Source organism: Burkholderia sp. LS-044 (genome assembly GCF_004803625.1).
Taxonomy (GTDB): Bacteria; Pseudomonadota; Gammaproteobacteria; order Burkholderiales; family Burkholderiaceae; genus Burkholderia; species Burkholderia cepacia.
Genome location: NZ_SSWO01000001.1, coordinates 229,068 through 247,323, shown reverse-complemented (window position 1 = coordinate 247,323; position 18,256 = coordinate 229,068). Strand labels below are relative to the sequence as shown.

Genomic DNA, 18,256 nt, shown 5'->3' with positions numbered 1-18,256 from the left:
AGAGGGCGCTATGCGTCGCTGTGCCGCCCCGCCTCCATATACTTCCCCGGCGTCGTCCCCAACGCCCGCCTGAACATGTCGATGAACGCGCTCACGTTGTCGTACCCGAGATCGAGCGCGATCGTCGTCACCGGCACGCCGTCGGCGATTTTCTCCAGCGCGCGCAGCAGCCTGGCCTGCTGACGCCACTGCGCGAACGTCAGCCCCGTCTCGGCCACGAAGCGGCGGCTCATCGTCCGCGCGCTGATTCCCGCCCATTCGGCCCATTCCTCCAGCCGCCGGTTGTCCGCGAGATCCGCGGCAAGCGCATCGGTGATCCTCGTCAGCCGCGGATCCTGCGGCCGCGCCAGCCCCAGCGCCTCGACTTCCGACGACGCGATTTCATCGAGGATCACGTCGGCGATCCGGGTTCGAGCAGCATCCAGCTCCGAACCCTCCCAACTCGCCGCGCGCTGCACGGCTTCGCGCAGCAACGGCGTCGTGCGGATCGCGCGCGGCGTATCCGGCAGCGCCGCGCAGCGCGCTTCGGCGATGAACGCCGACCAGCCGGAAATCGGCCCGAACGAATGCAACGAATGGCGGCAATGCGGTGGAATCCAGATCGCATGGATCGCCGGCACGACCCAGTCCTGGTCGTCGAGGCCGATCGTCAGCAACCCGCTCAGCGCGCCGACGAGCTGGCCGCGCGCATGCGAATGAGGTGGCGTCACGCGCGGGTCGCGTTGTGACAGCACGGCAGCGACGACGAACGGGCCGTCGTCGGACGTGACGAAGCGGGCGGGCAGGAGCGGATCGGACATGGCCGGATATCGGTATCGAATGGCCGTTATACCGGAGATCGGCCGAATTTGCACGCCTACACTGCGTCCATCGATAACAACCGGAGTACGACACGATGCGAGCCGAACAGATGCTTCCCGACCATGCCAACCAAGTCGATGCCGGCGGAACGACGATCCGCAAGGGAACCGTCGGCGCGTTTCTGGTCAACGCGCGGGTGCTGACCGACCCGAACGCTACGCCCGCCGACCGGGCGCGCGCCGAAGTCGACACGATCGACGCGTTGCCCGCGCTGCGGGCACTCGGCCTGTTCGACGTGCTGGAAGTGCGCGATCCCGCGCTGCGCGCGTGGCTCGACGCACGCTGATGCGCACCGCGACCGTCGATCGAGATCCCCGATTCAAGGAGTCGTCATGAAAGCAGCAGTCGTGACGGGCGCCGGCGTGCGCCCCGTTCATATGGAGTTCGATGCGCCGCACGCGATGCCGGGCCACAGCCTGATCGACGTGACGGCGTCCGCGCTGAGCCGGATCGCGCAGGGGCGCGCGGCCGGCACGCATTACTCGTCGGACGGGCGTTATCCGTTCGTCGTTGGCGTCGACGGGGTTGGCCGTCGTCTCGACGACGGGCAGCGCGTCTACTTCTTCGGCGCGCCAGCACCGTTCGGCGCGATGGCCGAACGCACGATCGCGCCCGATACGCGGTGCGTGCCGCTGCCGGATACGCTCGACGACGTCACGGCGGCGGCGATCGCGATTCCCGGGATGTCGTCGTGGGCGGCGCTGACCGAACGCGCGCGGCTCGTCGCGGGCGAGACGGTACTCGTCAACGGTGCGACAGGTACGTCGGGGCGGCTGGCGGTTCGGATCGCGAAGCATCTCGGCGCCGCGAAGGTGATCGCGACGGGCCGCAACGCGGCCGCGCTGCAGGCGTTGCTGAATGCCGGCGCGGATGCCGTCGTGTCGTTGCAGCAGGACGACGCGCATCTGGCGCGCGCGTTCGAACCGCATTTCCGCGCGGGTGTGGACGTCGTGCTCGACTATCTGTGGGGCGCCAGCGCGCAGACGCTGCTGGTGGCCGCCGCGAAGGCGACCCCCGAGGGCCGCCGGCTGCGTTTCGTGCAGATCGGCTCGATCGGTGGCGCGGACGTGCTGCTGCCGGGGGCGGTGCTGCGGGCGACCGCGATCGAACTGATGGGCAGCGGCATCGGCAGCGTGTCGCTGCCGCGCTTGCTGGCGTCGGTGCGCGGTGTGTTCGACGCGGCCGGACCGGCGGGGCTGACGATCGACACGCGCACGGTGCCTCTGTCGGCGGTTGGCGAGCACTGGAGCGATACGAGCAGCCTCGTTCGCCTGGTGTTCACGATGCGCGGCGAATGACCGGCAAGGGCCACGGATGAGGGTGCGGCCGTCGTGTGCGGGAGGCTGGCCGATCGCCAGTTGTCACGCTGATGCGCGCGGCGGATGCGATGCAGGGCGGCACGCGCGCGATGAACCGCACAAGACGGGCGGCGCGATTCGAAGACCGCTCGCCGCCCGTATCGTCGAGCTCAGAACCGCTGCTGAATCCCCGCCGTGACGCCGACCTGCGTGGTGCCGTAGCCCACGAAATCGCGCGACACGCCGACCTTCTGGTCGTGCTTCGCGATCGCGAACGCGCCGGCCGCGTACAGCACGGTGCGCTTCGACAGCGCGTAGTTCGCGCGCAACGACACGAGCGTCGGGTCGGCATCGCTGCCGCCCTTGATGTTCTGGTGATAGACGGCCGCGATCAGCGAGAACGCCGGCGTGAACTGGTACGAGCCGCCGAGCCAGTACGTGTCGCTCAGCTGGTTCGCCGCCGTGGTGCGGAACGTGCGCTTGTAGTTGCGATAGCCGGCCATCGTCTTCAGGTTGCCGAAGTCGTAGCTCAGGCCCGCGTGGATGCCCTGGATGTAGTTGACGGTATCGGCCGGCGTGACGCTGTCGGCCGCGCCGTTCTGCCGGTCGAACGTGACCACCGCCGCGAACGGGCCTTTCTCGTAGCCGACCGCGAAATCGTATTTGGAGCTGGTCTTCACGCTGCCCGGCACGTTGCCGAAGCCGTACAGCGCGCCGAACTTGAACCCGCTGAATTCGCCGTCGTAGCGCACCGCGTTCGACGAGCGCGTGAACATGCCGTCCTTGCGGCCGCCCGTCGCCGTCGATGCCGAGGCCCACGAGTAGTTCTGTGCGTAACCCATCGGGTCGAACGGCAGCATGTAGTCGTAGGTGACGGTGTAGTTGCGGCCGAGCGTAAGTTCGCCCCATTTGCTTTTCAGGCCGACCGTCGCGCGGCGCGCGAAGATCGAATCGGGGCCGTCGTCGAGCGCGCCGTTCGCGAGGTCGATCCCGCTTTCGAGGCGGAACACGGCCTTCAGCCCGCCGCCGAGATCCTCGACGCCGCGCAGGCCCCAGCGCGACGTGTTCTTGTTGCCCGACTTCAGCTTGACCGCGCTGCCGCCCTCCGGCGCTGCGTGGTTCGTGTATTCGATGCCGGCATCCATGATCCCGTACATCGTGACCGACGACTGCGCGTGCGCGGCGGGTGCGGCGATGCAGGCCGCGGCGGCCGATCCCGTGAGGACTACTGTGCGAATCGAACGTTCTGCACGTGACTTCATTGACGGTGTCTCCTTGGTTCTTGTGGGTTGGGGTGAAACGGATGCGGCGCGCAGTAGCCCACGACAGACGCCGGAAGACGTCCGCCGGAAGGCATGTCATCACATGACGAGATGTGCGCGGTGTGCGTGCGCGACGGCGAGCGTGCCGCCGCGCGCGGGTCAGCCCGCTTTCGCGAACGCCCAGCAGTCGTTGGTCGGGAATTCGATCCAGTGCTTGCCCGCTGCGCGCGGCACGTGGCCGAATGCGCGAAGGCGCATCTCGCCGCAATGGAACAGGTACTCCCAGCGATCGCCGAGATACATCGACGTGACGAGGTCGGCCTGCAGCCGGTTCGCGCCCGGGCCGTCGGCGACCTGCACGCGTTCGAGGCGGATCACGGCCTGCGCGTCCTGGCCCGGTGCGAACGTGTCGCGGGCGAGGGCCTGCAGCTCCCAGCCGTCGCCGGCGAGCGTCACGCGTTCGCCGTCGACGGCCGCGACGCGCGCGTCGATCCGGTTGTTGCTGCCCATGAACTCGGCCGTGTACAGCGAGCGCGGCGCGCCGTACAGCTCGGCCGGCGTGCCTTCCTGCTCGATGCGGCCGTTGCGCAGCAGCAGGATGCGGTCGGACATCGCCATCGCCTCGGTCTGGTCGTGCGTCACGCACAGGGCCGACAGCCCGAGCGACACGATCAGCTCGCGCAGCCACGCGCGCGCTTCCTCGCGCAGCTTCGCGTCGAGGTTCGACAGCGGTTCGTCGAGCAGGATCACCGGCGGGTTGTAGACGAGCGCGCGCGCGATCGCGACGCGCTGCTGCTGGCCGCCCGACAGCTGATGCGGGAAGCGTTCCGCGAGATGGCCGAGGCCGAGCTGGTCGAGCGCGGTCTGCACGCGGCGCTTCTGTTCGGCCGGCGCGACGCGGCGCAGCTTCAGCCCGTAGCCGACGTTGTCGGCGACGGTGCGGTGCGGCCACAGCGCGTACGACTGGAACACGAGGCCGAGCGAGCGCTGTTCGACGGGCAGGTCGACGCGCTGCGCGCCGTCGAAAAACACGCGCTCGTCGAGCTGGATGCGGCCGTCGGACGGCTGTTCGAGGCCCGCGACCGCGCGCAGCAGCGTGGTCTTGCCGCTGCCCGACGCGCCGAGCAGGCACACGACTTCGCCGGCCTTCAGTTCGAACGACACGCCCTTGAGGATCGGATTGGCGCCGTAGCTGAGATGCAGGTCGTCGACGATGAGCTTATCCATGAAGTTTCACTCCGAAGCGCAGGGCCACGCCGAGACCGGCGCCGACCATCGCGATGTTGATGACAGAAAGCGCGGCGACCTGGTCGACGGCGCCGGTCGCCCACAGCGACACGAGCAGCGCGCCGATCACTTCGGTGCCGGGCGACAGCAGGTAGACGGCCGTCGAGTATTCCCGCTCGAAGATCATGAAGATCAGCAGCCACGCGGCGAGCAGGCCGAAGCGCACGAGCGGCAGCGTTACATCGAGCGACACGCGGCTGCGGGTCGCGCCGACGCTGCGGCCGGCTTCCTCGAGTTCCGGGCCGACCTGCAGCAGCGCGCTCTGGATGAGCCGCATCCCGTACGCGAGCCAGACGACCGTGTACGCGATCCAGATGCTCCACATCGAGTTCTTCAGCTCGCGCAGGCCGGGCACGAACAGGAAGATCCACAGGAACGCGAGACCGGCGAGCAGGCCGGGCACCGCGCGCGGCAGCAGCACGAGGTAGTCGAGCAGCTTGGTCGCCCAGTCGGGGCGGCGGTGGCCGGCGAACGCGACGAGCGAGTAGAAGCCGATCGCGAGCGCGCCGCCGATCACGCCGATGCCGAGCGTGTTGACGATCGCGCGCACCAGGTTGTCCTGCTCGAACAGCTCGATGAAGTTCGACAGCGTCAGCACCTCGGCGAGCGCGACGCCTTCGCCCCAGTTGGTCACGAACGCGCGCAGCACGATGCCCGAGATCGGGACGATCACGGTCAGCATCAACCACAGCACGACGATCGCGAGCGCAACCCAGCGCCACACGCCGAGCGGCAGCACCGTCGTACGGCCGGCCTTGCCTTTCACGGTGACGAAGCGGTTCGCCGTCTTCAGCAGCCGGCGCTGCAGCAGCACGAGCGGGAACGTGATCGCGACGATGCACACCGCGACCGCGGCCATCAGGTGATACGACGGCACGCCGAGCTTGTTGGTCAGCTTGTACAGGTAGGTCGCGAGCACGAGGTGGCCTTCCGGATCGCCGAGCACGAGCGGCAGCCCGAACACCTCGAAGCCGAGGAAGAACACGAGCACGCCGGCGAACAGCAGCGCGGGCATCGTCATCGGCAGGCTCACGTCGAGCGCGACGCGGAACGGGCGGGCGCCCGTGACGCGCGCGGCTTCCTCGACGTCCGAGCCGAGGTTGCGCAGCGCGGCCGACGAATACAGGTACACGTGCGGCACGTGCGTGAGGCCGACGATCACCGTGATCGCGAAGATCGAATACACGTTCCAGGGCACGTTCTGCACCCCGAACAGCTCCTTGAACCACACCGAATAGAAGCCGACCGGGCCGGCCGCGACCACGTAGCCGAACGCGAGCACCATCGGCGACACGAACACGGGCGTGAGCAGCAGCGGTTCGAGCCAGCGGCGGCCGGGCAGGTCGGTGCGCACCATCAGGAACGCGAGGATGCCGCCGAGCGGGATCGAGATGAACAGCATCCCGCCGGCGATGATGAACGAGTTCTTCACGGCCGACCAGAAGTCGGGATCGCTGAAGACGAAGCGGAAGCCCTCGATGCCGAGCGTCTTGTTCGCATCGAAGAACGGCGCGGACAGCAGGCTCTGGAACAGGATGAAGCCGAGCGGCAGTGCGACGGCGATGGTGAGTACCGCGACGACGATCCAGCGCAGCATGCCGGCGAGCGGCTGCAGGCTGTTGACCGGCAGCGCGGGAATGGCGTCGCGCGGGCCGGCGGCGGGTGGTGCGGCCGGTGCCGTGCCGCGGGTGCTGGTTGAAAGCATGAGTTCGCCCCTGCGGCCATCCGGATGGCCGCCTCAAGGAAGTCGGTAAGGGGAAGGGGCCGCCCGCGCGACGTGCGGCGGGCGGCCATGGGTCAGCCGGAGCCGATCAGCGGATCAGCTCTTGATCGCCTGCTGCCATTGCTTCAGGAACGCGAGCCGCTTCGACTGGTCCAGGTAGACGAGCAGGCCGGTGCCGATCTGGATCGGCTTCAGCGAATCGCCGAGTTCCTTCGTGAGGCTCGCGGCCGACGTCTCGCCGGTCACGTCCGTGCGGATCGCGTACAGGTTCGCCTGGTTCGCGATCATGGTCTGGCCGCGCTTCGACAGCAGGTAGTCCACCCACAGCCTGGCGGCGTTCGGGTTCTTCGCCTTCTTCGAGATGGTGGCGAGGCGGCTCACGATCTGCGTGTAGTCCTTCGGGAATACGTAGCCGATCGACTTGTCCTTCTTCGCCTTCGCGTACGCATACGAACCGATGATGTTGTAGCCGATCAGGTTCTCGCCCGACGAGATGCGCTCCATCATCGCGCCGGTGCTCGACTGCAGCTTCGGGCCGGTCTTGCCGATGGCCTTCACGAGTTCCCACGTGATCTTCTCGTTCAGGTGCGCGTCCTGCGTCAGCGCATTGAAGCCGACGCCGGATTTCTCGACGTCGTACGTCGTGAGCTTGCCCTTGAACTTGTCCGGTTGCGACGCGAGCAGCTTGATCAGGTCCGTGCGCGTCTTCGGTACTTCGTTTTCGGGGATCAGGCGCTTGTTGTAGACGATCGCCAGCGGCTCGAACGTCGTGCCGTACGCCTGCTTCTGGTATTGCGCCCATTGCGGCACGTTCGGGCTTTCCGGCGAATCGTACGACGCCATCAGGCCGTCGTTGACGAGCTTGACCTGCAGGTCCATCGCCGAGCTCCACAGCACGTCGGCGCTCGTGCTGCTCGCCGCGTTCTCGCTGATGTAGCGGTTGTACAGCTCGGTGCTGTTCATGTCGTTGTACTCGACCTTCACGCCGTACAGGCTTTCGAAGTCCTTGATCAGCGGGCGCACGAGGCCCGTGTCGGTCGTCGAGTAGACGATCAGCTTGCCTTCCTTCTTCGCGGCGTCGATCACGCCCTGGTAACTCCCCGGATACCCGGCCGGAACCTGCGCGGCGGCGCTGCCGGCGGCAGTGCCCAGAACGACCGCCAGCGCGGCGGCGAGGTGCTTCGGTGCAAACGGCATGTCTTCCTCCAGTTACGTCTAGGTGTTGTTCGAGTGACGCGGATGTTAATTGCGGCGCACTTTCAGCCCGCTTTCATTTCAGTTCACAATCGCGTCGTTCGTGTCATGGATTTCCCGAAGTCGATGCGGCGGCGGCCCGCCGTTTCGCGACGCGCGGCACGATCCGGTAACGGAGGGAAGCGGGTTGCCGCGGGGCGCGGCAACGACGGCGGGGGGCGCCTAGACGGGGTGCGCGAGCAGCTTCGCGAGCAGCCGGCCGCCATGCCGCGCGTGCGCGGCCGTCAGTGCCGAATACCCGACGACGACGCCTGCTTCGCACCGCGCGCTTCGACAGAATCCGCGGACCGGCTGCAACTCGACGCCGGCCGCCCGGGCTTGCGCGACATACGTTGCGTCGTCCATCCCGGGCGGCAGCCACAGCACGAAATGAAAGCCCGCGTGTTCGCCGGACACCGCGTACCGTCCGCCGGCGTGTTTCGCCAACTGGTCGAGCACGATGTCGCGCCGCTGGCGGTAGGCGTGACGCGCCGCGCGCAGGTGCTTCGCAAAATCGCCGTGCGCGATGAAGCGGGCCAGCGCCAGCTGGGGCGCCACGCCGACCGAGCGCGCGGTCGCGTGCCACACGGCCGACAGCGCCGGCCGCAGTGCCGCCGGCACGACCATGAAGCCGATGCGCAGCCCCGAGAACAGCGTCTTGTTGAACGAGCCGCAGTAGATCACGCGATCGCACGCGTCGAGCGATTTCAGCGCGGGCAGCGGGGCGGTCTGGTAGCTGAATTCGCCGTCGTAGTCGTCTTCGACGATCCACGCGCGGTTGCGCTGCGCCCAGTCGAGCAGTTCGAGCCGGCGCGACACCGACATCGTGACGCCGAGCGGCGCCTGGTGGGCGGGCGTCACATAGGCCGCGCGCGCATCGGGATGCCGGTCCAGCGACGCGGTATCGATGCCTTCCCGATCGACCGGCACGTCGATCACGGTCGCGCCCGCGATCGTGAAGATCTGCCAGGCCGACGCGTAGCCGGGGTCCTCCATCAGCACCGTCGAGCCGGGCGCGAGCAGCGTGCGCGCGACGAGATCGATCGAATGCCGGATGCCGGTCGTGATGAAGATGTCGCCGGCGCTGCACGGGATGCCGCGATATTCGCGCAGGTAGGCGGCGATTTCGTCGCGCAGGCTTTCGACGCCTTGTGCCGGTGTCGCCCCGAGGTCGTTCGCCGTCGCGGCAAGCAGGCTGGCCCCGAGCGCCTTCTTCCATTGCTGCATCGGCAGCAGGCCGGGATCGGCAAGCCGCGCGACGAACGGGACGCCCGGACGCACGCCTTGTTCCGGCTCGGCGGCGTCGGTCGTGCGCGCCGGCGCGGGGCGCGCGTCGGCAGGGGGCGCGCCGTTGCCGCGCGACTGCGCGGCCGCGCGCAGGTAGCTGTCCGGTACCACCGCGCATACCCGCGACCCCGACCCTTGCGCGCGGGCGATGTAGCCCTCCGAGCACAGCCGGTCGTATGCCGCCTCGACCGTCCCTCGGGCGACGCCCCAGCGCGCCGCGAGGGTGCGGCTGGACGGCAGCGGGCTGTCGCCGGGGAGCAGGCGCTTCAGGATCGCGTCGCGCAACGCGTCGGCGATGCACTCCTGCTTCGACTGCGGATTGCCCGTGGACAGCCCCGCAGGGCACGGCAGATCGAGCGGAATTGCGGCTTTGCCTCGCGCCATAGTGGTCCAGTCGGTGTCGAATTTAATGGCCCTTCAGCTTATATCACTTTGACCTTAGATTTCAGTCGACCACATCGATCCGACCGGAGGCGGGCTCACCGCATGAAAACGCGTTCATTACCCCAGTGGGGCTGGCTGTTCCTGTTGATGCTCGTCGTGTGCCTGCCGCGCGTCACGATCGATGCGTACCTGCCGTCGCTGCCGGCGATGGCGGACACGCTGCACGGCACCGACGCCCAGTTGCAGCTCACGCTGACCCTCTACATGGTCGGTTATGCGCTGTCGATGCTGGTGTCGGGGCCGTTGTCCGACCGTTACGGCCGTCGCCCCGTCCTGATCGGCGGCCTGTGCCTCTACGTGGTCGCGAGCGTCGCCTGCGCGTGCTCGACCAGCATCGCGGCGATCGTCGCCGCACGCATCTTCCAGGCATTGGGCGGCTGCTGCGGCACGGTGGTCGGGCGGGTGATCGTGCGCGAGCGCTTCCCGGCCGCGATGCAGGCGACGATGCTGGGCCGGATCTCGGCCGGCATGGCGCTGTCGCCCGTGATTGCGCCGCTGGCCGGCAGCGCGCTGGCCGAGTGGCTCGGATGGCGCGGCGTGTTCGGATCGCTGGCGGCGGGCGGGGTGGTCGCGGCGGCGATGGTGCTGCGCTACCTGCCGGAGACCCGCGAACGCGACGCGCGGCCGGCGCCGGGCGCGGGGCTCCTGCGGACCTACGCGGGCCTGCTGCGCGAGCGCCGTTTCCTGCGCTACTCGCTCGCGATCAGTTTCGCGTACTGCACGTACTACCCGTTCATCGCGGAATCGTCGACGCTGTTCCAGCGGCAGCGAGGCGTATCCGGCCCGGTGTATGCCGCGATCTTCGGCCTGACCGTGCTCGGCTACCTGATCGGCTCGCACGTGTTCGCGCGGACCGGCACGCGCTGGAAGGCCGATTCGGTCATCGCGGCGGCGGCGGGCGTCAATCTGGCCGGCACCGCCGCGTTGTGGATCGGCGGAGCGGTCGCGCCGACGGCGGTGGCGGCGCTCGTCGTCCCGATGTTCGTCGTGATGATCGCCGTCGGGATCGCGATCCCGGCCTGCCAGTTCGCGGTGATGCAGCCGTACACGACGATCGCCGGGACGGCGTCCGGGCTGTTCTTCTTTATCCAGATGGCGATCACGGCCGCGTGCGGCGGCGTGCTGGCGTGGCTGTCGGACGGCACCGCGCGCCCGATGATCGTCGTCACGGCCGGGGCGAGCGTCGCGTTCCTGGCGGTGGTGGTCGGCCTGCGCGAGCGGCGGAGCGCAGGAGAAGGTTCGCGCTTCGCGCCGCGCAGCCGTGCCACCGCCGCCGAGCGCTGAGCGCTGAGCGCTGAGCGTTCGGCGACGGTCGGCGGGCCGGCCGACGCGCGGGCGCGCCGGCGGCGCAACCGGTGTTTCCGCGAGGCGTCGCGACGGAAAGGATCATGTAATGTAGCGGCCTGTCGCTGACCTTCCCGGAATCCCCATGCGTGTGCTGCTCGTCGAAGACAACCCGAACCTCGCCCAGTCGCTGAACGACGCGCTGAGCGCGGCGCGCTTCGCTGTCGATCACATGGCGGACGGCGAGGCGGCCGACCACGTGCTGCGCACGCAGGATTACGCGCTGGTTATCCTCGATCTCGGGCTGCCGAAGCTCGACGGGCTGGAAGTGCTGCGGCGGCTGCGCGCGCGGCGCAATCCGGTGCCGGTGCTGATCCTGACCGCGCACGGGTCGGTCGAGGATCGCGTGAAGGGGCTCGATCTCGGCGCCGACGACTATCTCGCGAAACCGTTCGAGCTGACCGAACTGGAGGCGCGCGCCCGCGCGCTGATCCGCCGCAGCCTCGGCCACGAGCATTCGCGGGTCGAATGCGGGCCGCTTTCGTACGACAGTATCGACCGCAGCTTCCATCTCGCGGGCGAGCCGCTGTCGCTCACGCCGCGCGAGCGTTCGGTGCTCGAGGTGCTGATCCTGCGCAACGGCCGTGCGATCAACAAGGAAACGCTGTCGGAGAAGATTTTCGGGCTCGACGAGTCGGTCAACGCCGACGCGATCGAGATCTACGTGTACCGGCTGCGCAAGAAGCTCGAGAACACGGGTGTCGCGATCGTCACGCTGCGCGGGCTCGGTTATCTGCTGGAGGCGAGGGCGGAGGCGGCGGAATGAGCCCCCCGCCCATCCGCGGCGGTGCGCTGCGCCCCGACGCGGCGCCTGGCGTCGTTGCGGCGTCCCGGCGGAACGCATGATGCCCCGCCCGAACCTGCGCACGCAGGTCGCGTTGTGGCTGCTGCTGCCGCTGCTCGGCCTGCTCGCGCTCGACTCGTGGCTCACGTACCAGCGCGCGATGAACGCCGCGCACGTCGCGTTCGACCGCACGCTGTCGTCGTCGCTGAAGTCGATCCGCGAAGGCGTGCGGCTCAATGACGGCGAGATCGAGGTCGACCTGCCGTATCTCGCGCTCGAAATGCTCGAATCGAGCGACGGCGGCAAGATCTACTACCTGATCCGCGAGGACAACGGCCACACGGTCACCGGCTACCCGGACCTGCCGCTGCCGCACGGGCGCGACGCGGGCGACGGTGCGCTGTTCGTCACGCGCTACTACGACGTCGTCTATCGCGGCGAACAGTTGCGGATGGCCGCGCTGCGCATCCCGGTGCACGACGTGCCGACCGCGCAGTCGCGCATCGTGTGGGTGATGGTCGGCGAGACGATCGAGGCGCGCCAGGCGCTCGCGCGCGAGATCCTGGTGGGGTCGCTGCTGCAGGAAGGGCTGCTGGTCGTGCTGGCGCTCGGCATCGTGTGGCTCGGCGTCGGGCGCGGGCTGCGGCCGCTGAACCGGCTGTCGGCGACGGTCGCCGCGCGCAGCGAGGACGACACGACGCCGCTCGATACCGGCGCGATGCCGAGCGAACTTGCGCCGCTCGTCGAGTCGATCAACCAGTACATCGGCCGTACTCAGCGGATGCAGGTCGCGCGGCGCCGCTTCTTCGCGGACGCGGCCCATCAACTGAAGACGCCGCTCGCGGCCGTGCAGGCGGGCGTCGAGCTCGCGCTGCGGCCCGACGAGCAGCCGCGCGCGAACGGGCACCTGCGGCGCGCGAACGGCGCGGTGCGGCAGGCCGCGAAGATCGTCCAGCAACTGCTGTCGCTGTCGCGGCTCGATTCGGACAGCGGCCACGCTGTTGCCCACCAGCCGGTCGCGCTGCACCGGCTCGCGCGCAGCGTGACGCTCGACTGGTCGCCGGTCGCACGCGCGCGCGACATCGATCTCGGCTTCGAGCACGAGGCCGACATCGACGTGCACGGGCAGCCCGACCTGCTCGGCGAGATGATCGGCAACCTGATCGACAACGCGATCCGTTATGCGGGCGATCGCGCGGTGATTACGGTACGCGTGTCGCGCGACGGGGAGCACGCGCGGCTCGACGTGATCGACAACGGGCCGGGCGTGCCGGCGGACGAGCGCGACGCGGTGTTCGAGCGTTTCCATCGCGGCAGCAAGACGCAGACGGTCGAAGGGACGGGGCTCGGGCTGTCGATCGTGCGGGAGATCGCGCGCGTGCATCAGGGCACCGTGACGCTTGCCGATGCGGCCGGCGGGGGGCTGGTCGTGACGATCCGGTTGCCGGCGGCGAACGACGCGGGGGCGCATGCCGCGTGATGGCGAGTCGTGAGTCGCGATGAGGGCAGTGGGAAGCAGGAAGCAGGAAGCCGCTCGGGCGGCTTCCGGGCTACGAAGACGATGTGATCGGATGCGCGGTGCCGTGTACGCGCGTCAATCGCCGAACCCGATCTCCGCTTCCAGCGACTGGCCGACCTCGAGCCACCCGCCCGCGCCTTCGACGACGATCGCGTTGATGCCGAACGTCAGCTCGCCGCCGAAGTTCGGGTTCGCGCGATAGGTCTGCATCGTGTCGGTCGGCTCGTGCGGCCATGCGGGATCGGGCGCGCCGGTGACCTGGTCGATCGTCGGCATCGGGCAACGCGTGCACGGCTTCACGAGCCGCAGCCGCACGGGCGACGCACCTTCCGTGTCGAGATGCTCGACGAAATCCTCTTCGTACGCGTCGAGATCCGACACCACGATGTTCGGCCGGAAGCGGTTCATCGGAATCGCCGGTGCACCTTTGGCGGTGAGCCGCGCGTTCAGGTCGTCGAGCGACGACTGGCCGATCACGAGCAGCGGGTAGCCGTCCGCGAACTGCGTGTGCGTGTCGATCTCGCCGGTCCATTTGCGGTTGCAGCCGCGGCGCGCGTCGGGCGCGAAGCGCGCGAGCTTCGCGGGCGTGCCGAGGAATTCGGTGAGCCAGGCGGCCGTTTCGGCGCCCGTGTCGATCGCATCGACGGTGTCGCGCCACACGGTCGCGGCCATTTTCGGCGTGGCGGGCGAGACGTCGCCGTCGAGCGGCGTGCGGATCTCGCGCATGCCCGGCGCGCTCAGCACGAGCGCATCGCTGTTCAGTGCGGTGCGGATCAGCGCGAGGCGCGGGTGCGTGCGCTGCGTGATCATCTGTCCGGCGGGGTCGGTGATCAGCCAGTGGCGGTCGTACGCCAGGCCCGTTTCGAGCAGCTGCGCGCGTGACAGCGCGATGCCGGCGCAGGATTTGATCGGATACACGAAGAGTTCGGCGATGGCTGGCATGACGCTGGCTGAAGGCGGATGGCGAGACTGCGATTGTGCCAGATCGCGCCGCAGCCGTTCGGACGGCTGCGCTGCGTCGCGCGGCCGGTCATGCGAGCGGGAAGCCGGGGTCGAACGTGGTACGCACGTCGAGCGGCTGGCGCAGCAGTCCCGCCTTCAGGTAGAAGTCGGCCGTGCGCTGCTGTTCGGCGATGACCGTCGCGTCGATCGGCAACCAGCGCGTGTTGCGGCGCTCGAACTGCAGCTTCGCGGCTGCCGGCGGAATGCCGATGATGCGCGCGAGTGCCGCCGAATACGCGTCGGCATGCCGGTACGACCACGCCTGCGCGCGCACGACGCGCCGCAGGAAATCGTGCAGCACGTCGCGCTTCGACGCGATCGCCGCGTCGGTCGCCGCGATGTAGCTGAGGCCCGACCACAGCCCGCGGCCGCTGACGAGCACGCGCGCGCGCCCGCTCGTTTCCGCGAGTGCGGTATAGGGCTCCCAGGTCGCCCACGCATCGATCGAACCGGTTGCGAGCGCAAGCATCGTATCGGCCGGCGGCAGGAAGCGGAACGAGACGGCGTCGGGAGGCAGGCCGGCCGCGTCGAGCGCCTTCAGCGTGACGAAATGCCCGATCGAGCCGCGCGTGGTGCCGATGCGCTTGCCTTTGAGGTCGGCCGGGCTTTTCAGCGCGGCGTCGGGCCGCACGAGCACCGCCGTGCCGTACGGGTCGGAGCGGTTCGCGCCGATCACCTTGATGCGTGCGCCCGACGCGAGCGCGAAGATCACCGGCGCATCGCCGATCGGCCCGCAGTCGACGGCGGCCGCATTCAGCGCTTCGGCGAGCGGCGCGGCGGCCGGGAACTCGGTCCACGCGATGTCGTACGGCAGGCCGTTCAGTTCGCCGGCTGCTTCGAGCAGCGCGCGCAGCCCGCCTTTCTGGTCGCCGGCGCGCAGCAGCGGCCGCGTACCCGATTGCGCGCGCACGGCGGCCGGGGCCGCGGCGATCGTGGCGAGGGCGCTTGCTTGCGCGAGGAAGTGGCGTCGGGTCGGATTCATCGTGAAGTTCGGTCGGAAGAGAAGGTCAGGGATTCGATCAATGCGGGAGCCCGGCCTGTACGTCGCGCACGGGTTCCGTGTCGACGCGCAGCAGCAGCGCGGTCAGCGCGTCGCCGTTCGCGGCCGGTACTGCCGGCCGTGCCGTGGCGTCCGAGCGGCACAGCAGGTCGGCGTCCGACCAGCCCGCGCTGCCCGGCAACGCACGCGCCCGCAGCCAGCCGCGGCGATCGGCGAGGAGCTGCGTGCCGCCGAGCGCGGCGGGCGCCACGCCGGCGATCGTCGCGAAGGCGAGCCACGCATCGGGCGTCGACGCGACGCAATCGGCTCGCGCCGTGCCGGCCGTCTGCGCCATGGGCGTGCCGCTTGCCGTGACGAGCAAGGTTTGCCAGCGCGCGTCTTCCGGCGGGGGCGGCGCGCCCGGCGCGAGGGCGACGATGCGCACGCGCTGGCCTGCGCGCCAGCGATCGAGCGGTTGGGGCGCGGCGCTGCCGCAGCGCACGTCGAGCGCCGGCAGCGGCACGGGCACGGGCCACGCGCCTTCTGCCTGCGCGCCGCTGCCCGCGGCGAGCGCTTTCAGGTAGTCGAGCACGGCCCAGGTGTCGCGGGGCCCGAGCGTCGCGGCGAAGCCGGGCATCGTCGGCATGCCGCGTTCGTCGCGTGTCCCGTGGCGCACGCGCCAGAACAGTTCGCCGTCAAGGCGGCGGGCGAGCAGGGCGCCGGCGAAGGTCGGCGGCCAGTGCGGGAGCGTGGCCGCGAGCGGCCCTTCCCCGCGTCCGTCCACGCCGTGGCACGCCACGCAGTGCTGCGCATACAAGTGCGCGCCGCGCATCACGTTCGATACCGAAAACGGCGCGGGATCGCGCTGGAAACTCGTCGGCACGGCAGGCGAAAGCCACAGCGAAGCCGGCGGCCACGGCGCGAACCACGCAACGGCGAGCGCGGCAAGCACCGCAAGCACCGCAAGCGCCGACGCCACACGCCGCTTGCGTAACGCGAGCGCGATGCACGCGAGCACGGCGGCCAGCGTCGTCGCCGCGACGGCGAACGCGAGTTGCCGCGTGAGCCCGGCGTCGATGCGCAGCGTTTCGAGCGCGATGCGACGGGCCCACGGCCAGGCAGGCTGGCCATCGGCGTCGCCCGTCAGCCCGATTGCATGCAGCACGCGCGACAGCGCGACTTGCGCGCGATACAGCCCTTGCAGAAACAGCAGCGCCCAGTCGGAGAACGTCGGTGCATTCATCGGCTACGTTCCCGCCGCACGGCGGCCCATCGTCGAACGGTACCGCGCATCTACCAGCTCGCATCGAGCCCGAGATGCCGCAACGCGTCGTGACGCAGCTCGGCGAGGCGCGGGTCGCCGCGATGACGCGGATAGGGCAGGTCGACGCGCAACTCGGCGACGATCCGTGCGGGACGCGGCCCGAACACGATCACGCGCTGCGCGAGGAACAGCGCTTCCTCGACATCGTGCGTGACGAGCAATGCAGAGAAACCGTCGCGTTGCCACAGCGCGGTGAGTTCGGCCTGCATCGTGAGCCGGGTGAGCGAATCGAGCTTGCCGAGCGGCTCGTCGAGAATCAGCAGGCGCGGATCGTTGACGAGCGCGCGGGCCAGTGCGACCCGCTGCGCCATCCCGCCGGACAGCTGATGCGGGAACACGTTCGAGAATTCCTGCAGGCCGACGCGCGCGAGCGCATCGTCGACGCGATGCTGCGACGCGCGCGCCACGCCGCGCGCCTCGAGGCCGAGCGCGACGTTCGCGCGCACCCGCCGCCACGGGTACAGCGTCGGGTCCTGGAACACGACGATGCGCGACGGATCGGGTTGCTCGATCGGCACGCCGTCCTGCGCGATTCCGCCTTGCCGCGCGGCGTCGAGGCCCGCGACGAGGCGCAGCAGCGTCGATTTCCCGCAGCCGCTCGGGCCGAGCAGCGCGACGAATTCGCCGGCCGCGACCGACAGCGTGACGTCGTCGAGCACGGGCAGCGGGCCGCCGGGGCCGTCGAACGCATGGCTCACGCGGCGGATGTCGATGCGCGCGCCGCGCGGCGCCGTGACGGCAGGCGACGCGGCGGGCGACGAGGAAGCGGACGATTCGAGTACGGCGGCGTTCACCATTTGACGGTTCCTTTCTGCCACGCGAGCACGCGGTCGCGCACCGCGAACAGCAGCGCGATCAGCCCGGAAAACAGCAGCGCCATCACGATCAGCGCCGCATACATGTTCACGTACGAGGCCCAGCCCTGCGCCCAGCTCAGGTACCAGCCGAGCCCGGACTTGACGCCCATCATCTCGGCGACGACCAGCACCGTGAACGACGCGCTCAGCCCCATGAAGATGCCGACGAACACGTGCGGCAGCGCGGCCGGAATCGCGACGCGCAGCACGAGGAAGCGCGCATTCGCGCCGAGCGTGCGCGCGACGTCGTAATACTGCTTGTTGACGCTCGCGACGCCCGACCACGTCAGCACCGCGACCGGGAAGCCGGTGGCGAGCGCGATCAGGAACGCGGCGGCGGAATAGCTCGACGGGAAGAAGTAGAACGTGAGTGGCAACAGCGCGGTGGCCGGCACGGGGCCGAGCACGCGCAGCACCGGGTGCACCCAATAGCCGATCCGGCGCGACCAGCCGATCGACACGCCGACCGCGAAACCGACCGCGACGCCGTAGGCAAAGCCGAGCGCGAGCAGCTTCAGCGTATTGCCGGCGCTGCCGAGCAGGCGCGGCCAGTCGTCGACGTAGACCTCGATCAGTGCCTGCGGCGGCGCGAAGAACGGCGTCGGCAGCCAGCCGGTTTTCGCGGTGACGATTTCCCACGCGGCGAGCACGAGCGGCAGCGCGACGAGCCACGGGCCGGCCGGGCGCACGCGCGCGAACCGCGTGCGCGTCGCGGCGACGAGATGGCCGAGCGTCGCGGCGGCGAGCAGCAACGCGGCGATCGTCCACGCGGCCGTGCCGAACGTGTCCGTGTACGCCCAGTCGCTGAAACCGACGATGCGGTTCGGCCACAGCTGCGTGACGGCGCCGAGCGCGGCCCAGGCGAGTGCGGCGGCGATGCCGGTCGGCCAGGTGCGCGCGCGGCGCGCTTCGGCCGCAAGCGTCGCTTCGCAGGCCGTGCAGGCCACGCGTGCGGAAGCAGCGGAAGCAGCGGAAGCAGCGGAAGCAGGCGCACCGCCGGCCGGTGACGGTGCGGTGCGCGCGGTGGAGGCGTGTTCGATCGTCGACATCGC

The 18,256-nt window shown here is 69.7% G+C and carries 16 protein-coding genes; 5 read left to right on the top strand and 11 right to left on the bottom strand.

Features of this window, described 5'->3' with window-relative positions; all coding sequences use genetic code 11:
• Positions 1 to 8 precede the first annotated feature (8 nt).
• Positions 9 to 800: a helix-turn-helix transcriptional regulator gene (locus tag E9536_RS01110; RefSeq protein ID WP_059683327.1), complete on the bottom strand. Its 792-nt coding sequence runs from the start codon at positions 798 to 800 to the stop codon at positions 9 to 11.
• A gap of 95 nt (positions 801 to 895) precedes the next feature.
• Between E9536_RS01110 and E9536_RS01105 the strand changes: the two genes are divergently transcribed.
• Both E9536_RS01105 and E9536_RS01100 read left to right on the top strand, forming a co-directional pair.
• Positions 896 to 1,147, top strand: a complete 252-nt coding sequence (locus E9536_RS01105; RefSeq protein WP_059696293.1) for a hypothetical protein — start codon at positions 896 to 898, stop codon at positions 1,145 to 1,147.
• Between the two features lie 46 nt (positions 1,148 to 1,193).
• Positions 1,194 to 2,159: a zinc-binding alcohol dehydrogenase family protein gene (locus E9536_RS01100; RefSeq protein WP_136469118.1), complete on the top strand. Its 966-nt coding sequence runs from the start codon at positions 1,194 to 1,196 to the stop codon at positions 2,157 to 2,159.
• 170 nt (positions 2,160 to 2,329) lie between these two features.
• Here E9536_RS01100 and E9536_RS01095 read toward each other — a convergent pair whose 3' ends face one another.
• The 5 genes from E9536_RS01095 to E9536_RS01075 form a co-directional block, all read right to left on the bottom strand.
• A complete protein-coding gene (locus tag E9536_RS01095) occupies positions 2,330 to 3,421 on the bottom strand; it encodes a porin (RefSeq protein ID WP_136469117.1) in 1,092 nt (363 codons plus the stop codon).
• Between the two features lie 159 nt (positions 3,422 to 3,580).
• The gene (locus tag E9536_RS01090) at positions 3,581 to 4,648 is read right to left on the bottom strand and encodes an ABC transporter ATP-binding protein (protein ID WP_027791442.1); all 1,068 of its coding nucleotides are present in this window, start codon (positions 4,646 to 4,648) and stop codon (positions 3,581 to 3,583) included.
• A complete protein-coding gene (locus E9536_RS01085) occupies positions 4,641 to 6,413 on the bottom strand; it encodes an iron ABC transporter permease (protein WP_021164063.1) in 1,773 nt (590 codons plus the stop codon). The genes E9536_RS01090 and E9536_RS01085 overlap by 8 nt, the downstream gene beginning before the upstream one ends.
• A gap of 114 nt (positions 6,414 to 6,527) precedes the next feature.
• A complete protein-coding gene (locus tag E9536_RS01080) occupies positions 6,528 to 7,628 on the bottom strand; it encodes an ABC transporter substrate-binding protein (RefSeq protein ID WP_136469116.1) in 1,101 nt (366 codons plus the stop codon).
• A gap of 219 nt (positions 7,629 to 7,847) precedes the next feature.
• Positions 7,848 to 9,335 carry a PLP-dependent aminotransferase family protein gene (locus tag E9536_RS01075; RefSeq protein WP_136469115.1) on the bottom strand — a complete coding sequence of 496 codons (1,488 nt, stop codon included), beginning with the start codon at positions 9,333 to 9,335 and terminating at the stop codon, positions 7,848 to 7,850.
• Positions 9,336 to 9,437: 102 nt separating this feature from the next.
• Here E9536_RS01075 and E9536_RS01070 point away from each other — a divergent pair, with 102 nt between their 5' ends.
• From E9536_RS01070 to E9536_RS01060, 3 genes are all read left to right on the top strand, one after another.
• Positions 9,438 to 10,679 (top strand): multidrug effflux MFS transporter, encoded by a 1,242-nt coding sequence (locus tag E9536_RS01070; protein ID WP_136469114.1) that lies wholly within the window; start codon positions 9,438 to 9,440, stop codon positions 10,677 to 10,679.
• A gap of 145 nt (positions 10,680 to 10,824) precedes the next feature.
• The gene (locus E9536_RS01065; protein WP_027791446.1) at positions 10,825 to 11,505 is read left to right on the top strand and encodes a response regulator; all 681 of its coding nucleotides are present in this window, start codon (positions 10,825 to 10,827) and stop codon (positions 11,503 to 11,505) included.
• A gap of 79 nt (positions 11,506 to 11,584) precedes the next feature.
• On the top strand, positions 11,585 to 13,003 hold the full coding sequence (locus tag E9536_RS01060; RefSeq protein WP_060315286.1) for a sensor histidine kinase: 1,419 nt from the start codon (positions 11,585 to 11,587) through the stop codon (positions 13,001 to 13,003).
• 114 nt (positions 13,004 to 13,117) lie between these two features.
• On the opposite strand, the gene E9536_RS01055 is transcribed toward E9536_RS01060, so the two are convergent.
• The 5 genes from E9536_RS01055 to E9536_RS01035 form a co-directional block, all read right to left on the bottom strand.
• Positions 13,118 to 13,984, bottom strand: coding sequence for an MOSC N-terminal beta barrel domain-containing protein (locus tag E9536_RS01055; protein ID WP_059696279.1), 867 nt, complete (start codon positions 13,982 to 13,984; stop codon positions 13,118 to 13,120).
• A gap of 88 nt (positions 13,985 to 14,072) precedes the next feature.
• On the bottom strand, positions 14,073 to 15,026 hold the full coding sequence (locus E9536_RS01050; protein WP_136469113.1) for an ABC transporter substrate-binding protein: 954 nt from the start codon (positions 15,024 to 15,026) through the stop codon (positions 14,073 to 14,075).
• A gap of 37 nt (positions 15,027 to 15,063) precedes the next feature.
• The gene (locus E9536_RS01045; RefSeq protein ID WP_136469112.1) at positions 15,064 to 16,266 is read right to left on the bottom strand and encodes a cytochrome c; all 1,203 of its coding nucleotides are present in this window, start codon (positions 16,264 to 16,266) and stop codon (positions 15,064 to 15,066) included.
• A gap of 50 nt (positions 16,267 to 16,316) precedes the next feature.
• A complete protein-coding gene (locus E9536_RS01040) occupies positions 16,317 to 17,144 on the bottom strand; it encodes an ABC transporter ATP-binding protein (RefSeq protein WP_136469111.1) in 828 nt (275 codons plus the stop codon).
• The gene (locus E9536_RS01035; protein ID WP_136469110.1) at positions 17,138 to 18,253 is read right to left on the bottom strand and encodes an ABC transporter permease; all 1,116 of its coding nucleotides are present in this window, start codon (positions 18,251 to 18,253) and stop codon (positions 17,138 to 17,140) included. The genes E9536_RS01040 and E9536_RS01035 overlap by 7 nt, the downstream gene beginning before the upstream one ends.
• Positions 18,254 to 18,256 lie beyond the last annotated feature (3 nt).

Bases quoted from the DNA above. Each gene is read 5' to 3' on its own strand.
- E9536_RS01100 (WP_136469118.1), top strand. From the start codon at position 1,194: ATGAAAGCAGCAGTCGTGACGGGCGCCGGCGTGCGCCCCGTTCATATG.
- E9536_RS01090 (WP_027791442.1), bottom strand. From the start codon at position 4,648: ATGGATAAGCTCATCGTCGACGACCTGCATCTCAGCTACGGCGCCAAT.
- E9536_RS01105 (WP_059696293.1), top strand. From the start codon at position 896: ATGCGAGCCGAACAGATGCTTCCCGACCATGCCAACCAAGTCGATGCC.
- E9536_RS01085 (WP_021164063.1), bottom strand. From the start codon at position 6,413: ATGCTTTCAACCAGCACCCGCGGCACGGCACCGGCCGCACCACCCGCC.
- E9536_RS01055 (WP_059696279.1), bottom strand. From the start codon at position 13,984: ATGCCAGCCATCGCCGAACTCTTCGTGTATCCGATCAAATCCTGCGCC.
- E9536_RS01110 (WP_059683327.1), bottom strand. From the start codon at position 800: ATGTCCGATCCGCTCCTGCCCGCCCGCTTCGTCACGTCCGACGACGGC.
- E9536_RS01050 (WP_136469113.1), bottom strand. From the start codon at position 15,026: ATGAATCCGACCCGACGCCACTTCCTCGCGCAAGCAAGCGCCCTCGCC.
- E9536_RS01035 (WP_136469110.1), bottom strand. From the start codon at position 18,253: ATGTCGACGATCGAACACGCCTCCACCGCGCGCACCGCACCGTCACCG.
- E9536_RS01095 (WP_136469117.1), bottom strand. From the start codon at position 3,421: ATGAAGTCACGTGCAGAACGTTCGATTCGCACAGTAGTCCTCACGGGA.
- E9536_RS01075 (WP_136469115.1), bottom strand. From the start codon at position 9,335: ATGGCGCGAGGCAAAGCCGCAATTCCGCTCGATCTGCCGTGCCCTGCG.
- E9536_RS01070 (WP_136469114.1), top strand. From the start codon at position 9,438: ATGAAAACGCGTTCATTACCCCAGTGGGGCTGGCTGTTCCTGTTGATG.
- E9536_RS01060 (WP_060315286.1), top strand. From the start codon at position 11,585: ATGCCCCGCCCGAACCTGCGCACGCAGGTCGCGTTGTGGCTGCTGCTG.
- E9536_RS01045 (WP_136469112.1), bottom strand. From the start codon at position 16,266: ATGAATGCACCGACGTTCTCCGACTGGGCGCTGCTGTTTCTGCAAGGG.
- E9536_RS01065 (WP_027791446.1), top strand. From the start codon at position 10,825: ATGCGTGTGCTGCTCGTCGAAGACAACCCGAACCTCGCCCAGTCGCTG.
- E9536_RS01080 (WP_136469116.1), bottom strand. From the start codon at position 7,628: ATGCCGTTTGCACCGAAGCACCTCGCCGCCGCGCTGGCGGTCGTTCTG.
- E9536_RS01040 (WP_136469111.1), bottom strand. From the start codon at position 17,144: ATGGTGAACGCCGCCGTACTCGAATCGTCCGCTTCCTCGTCGCCCGCC.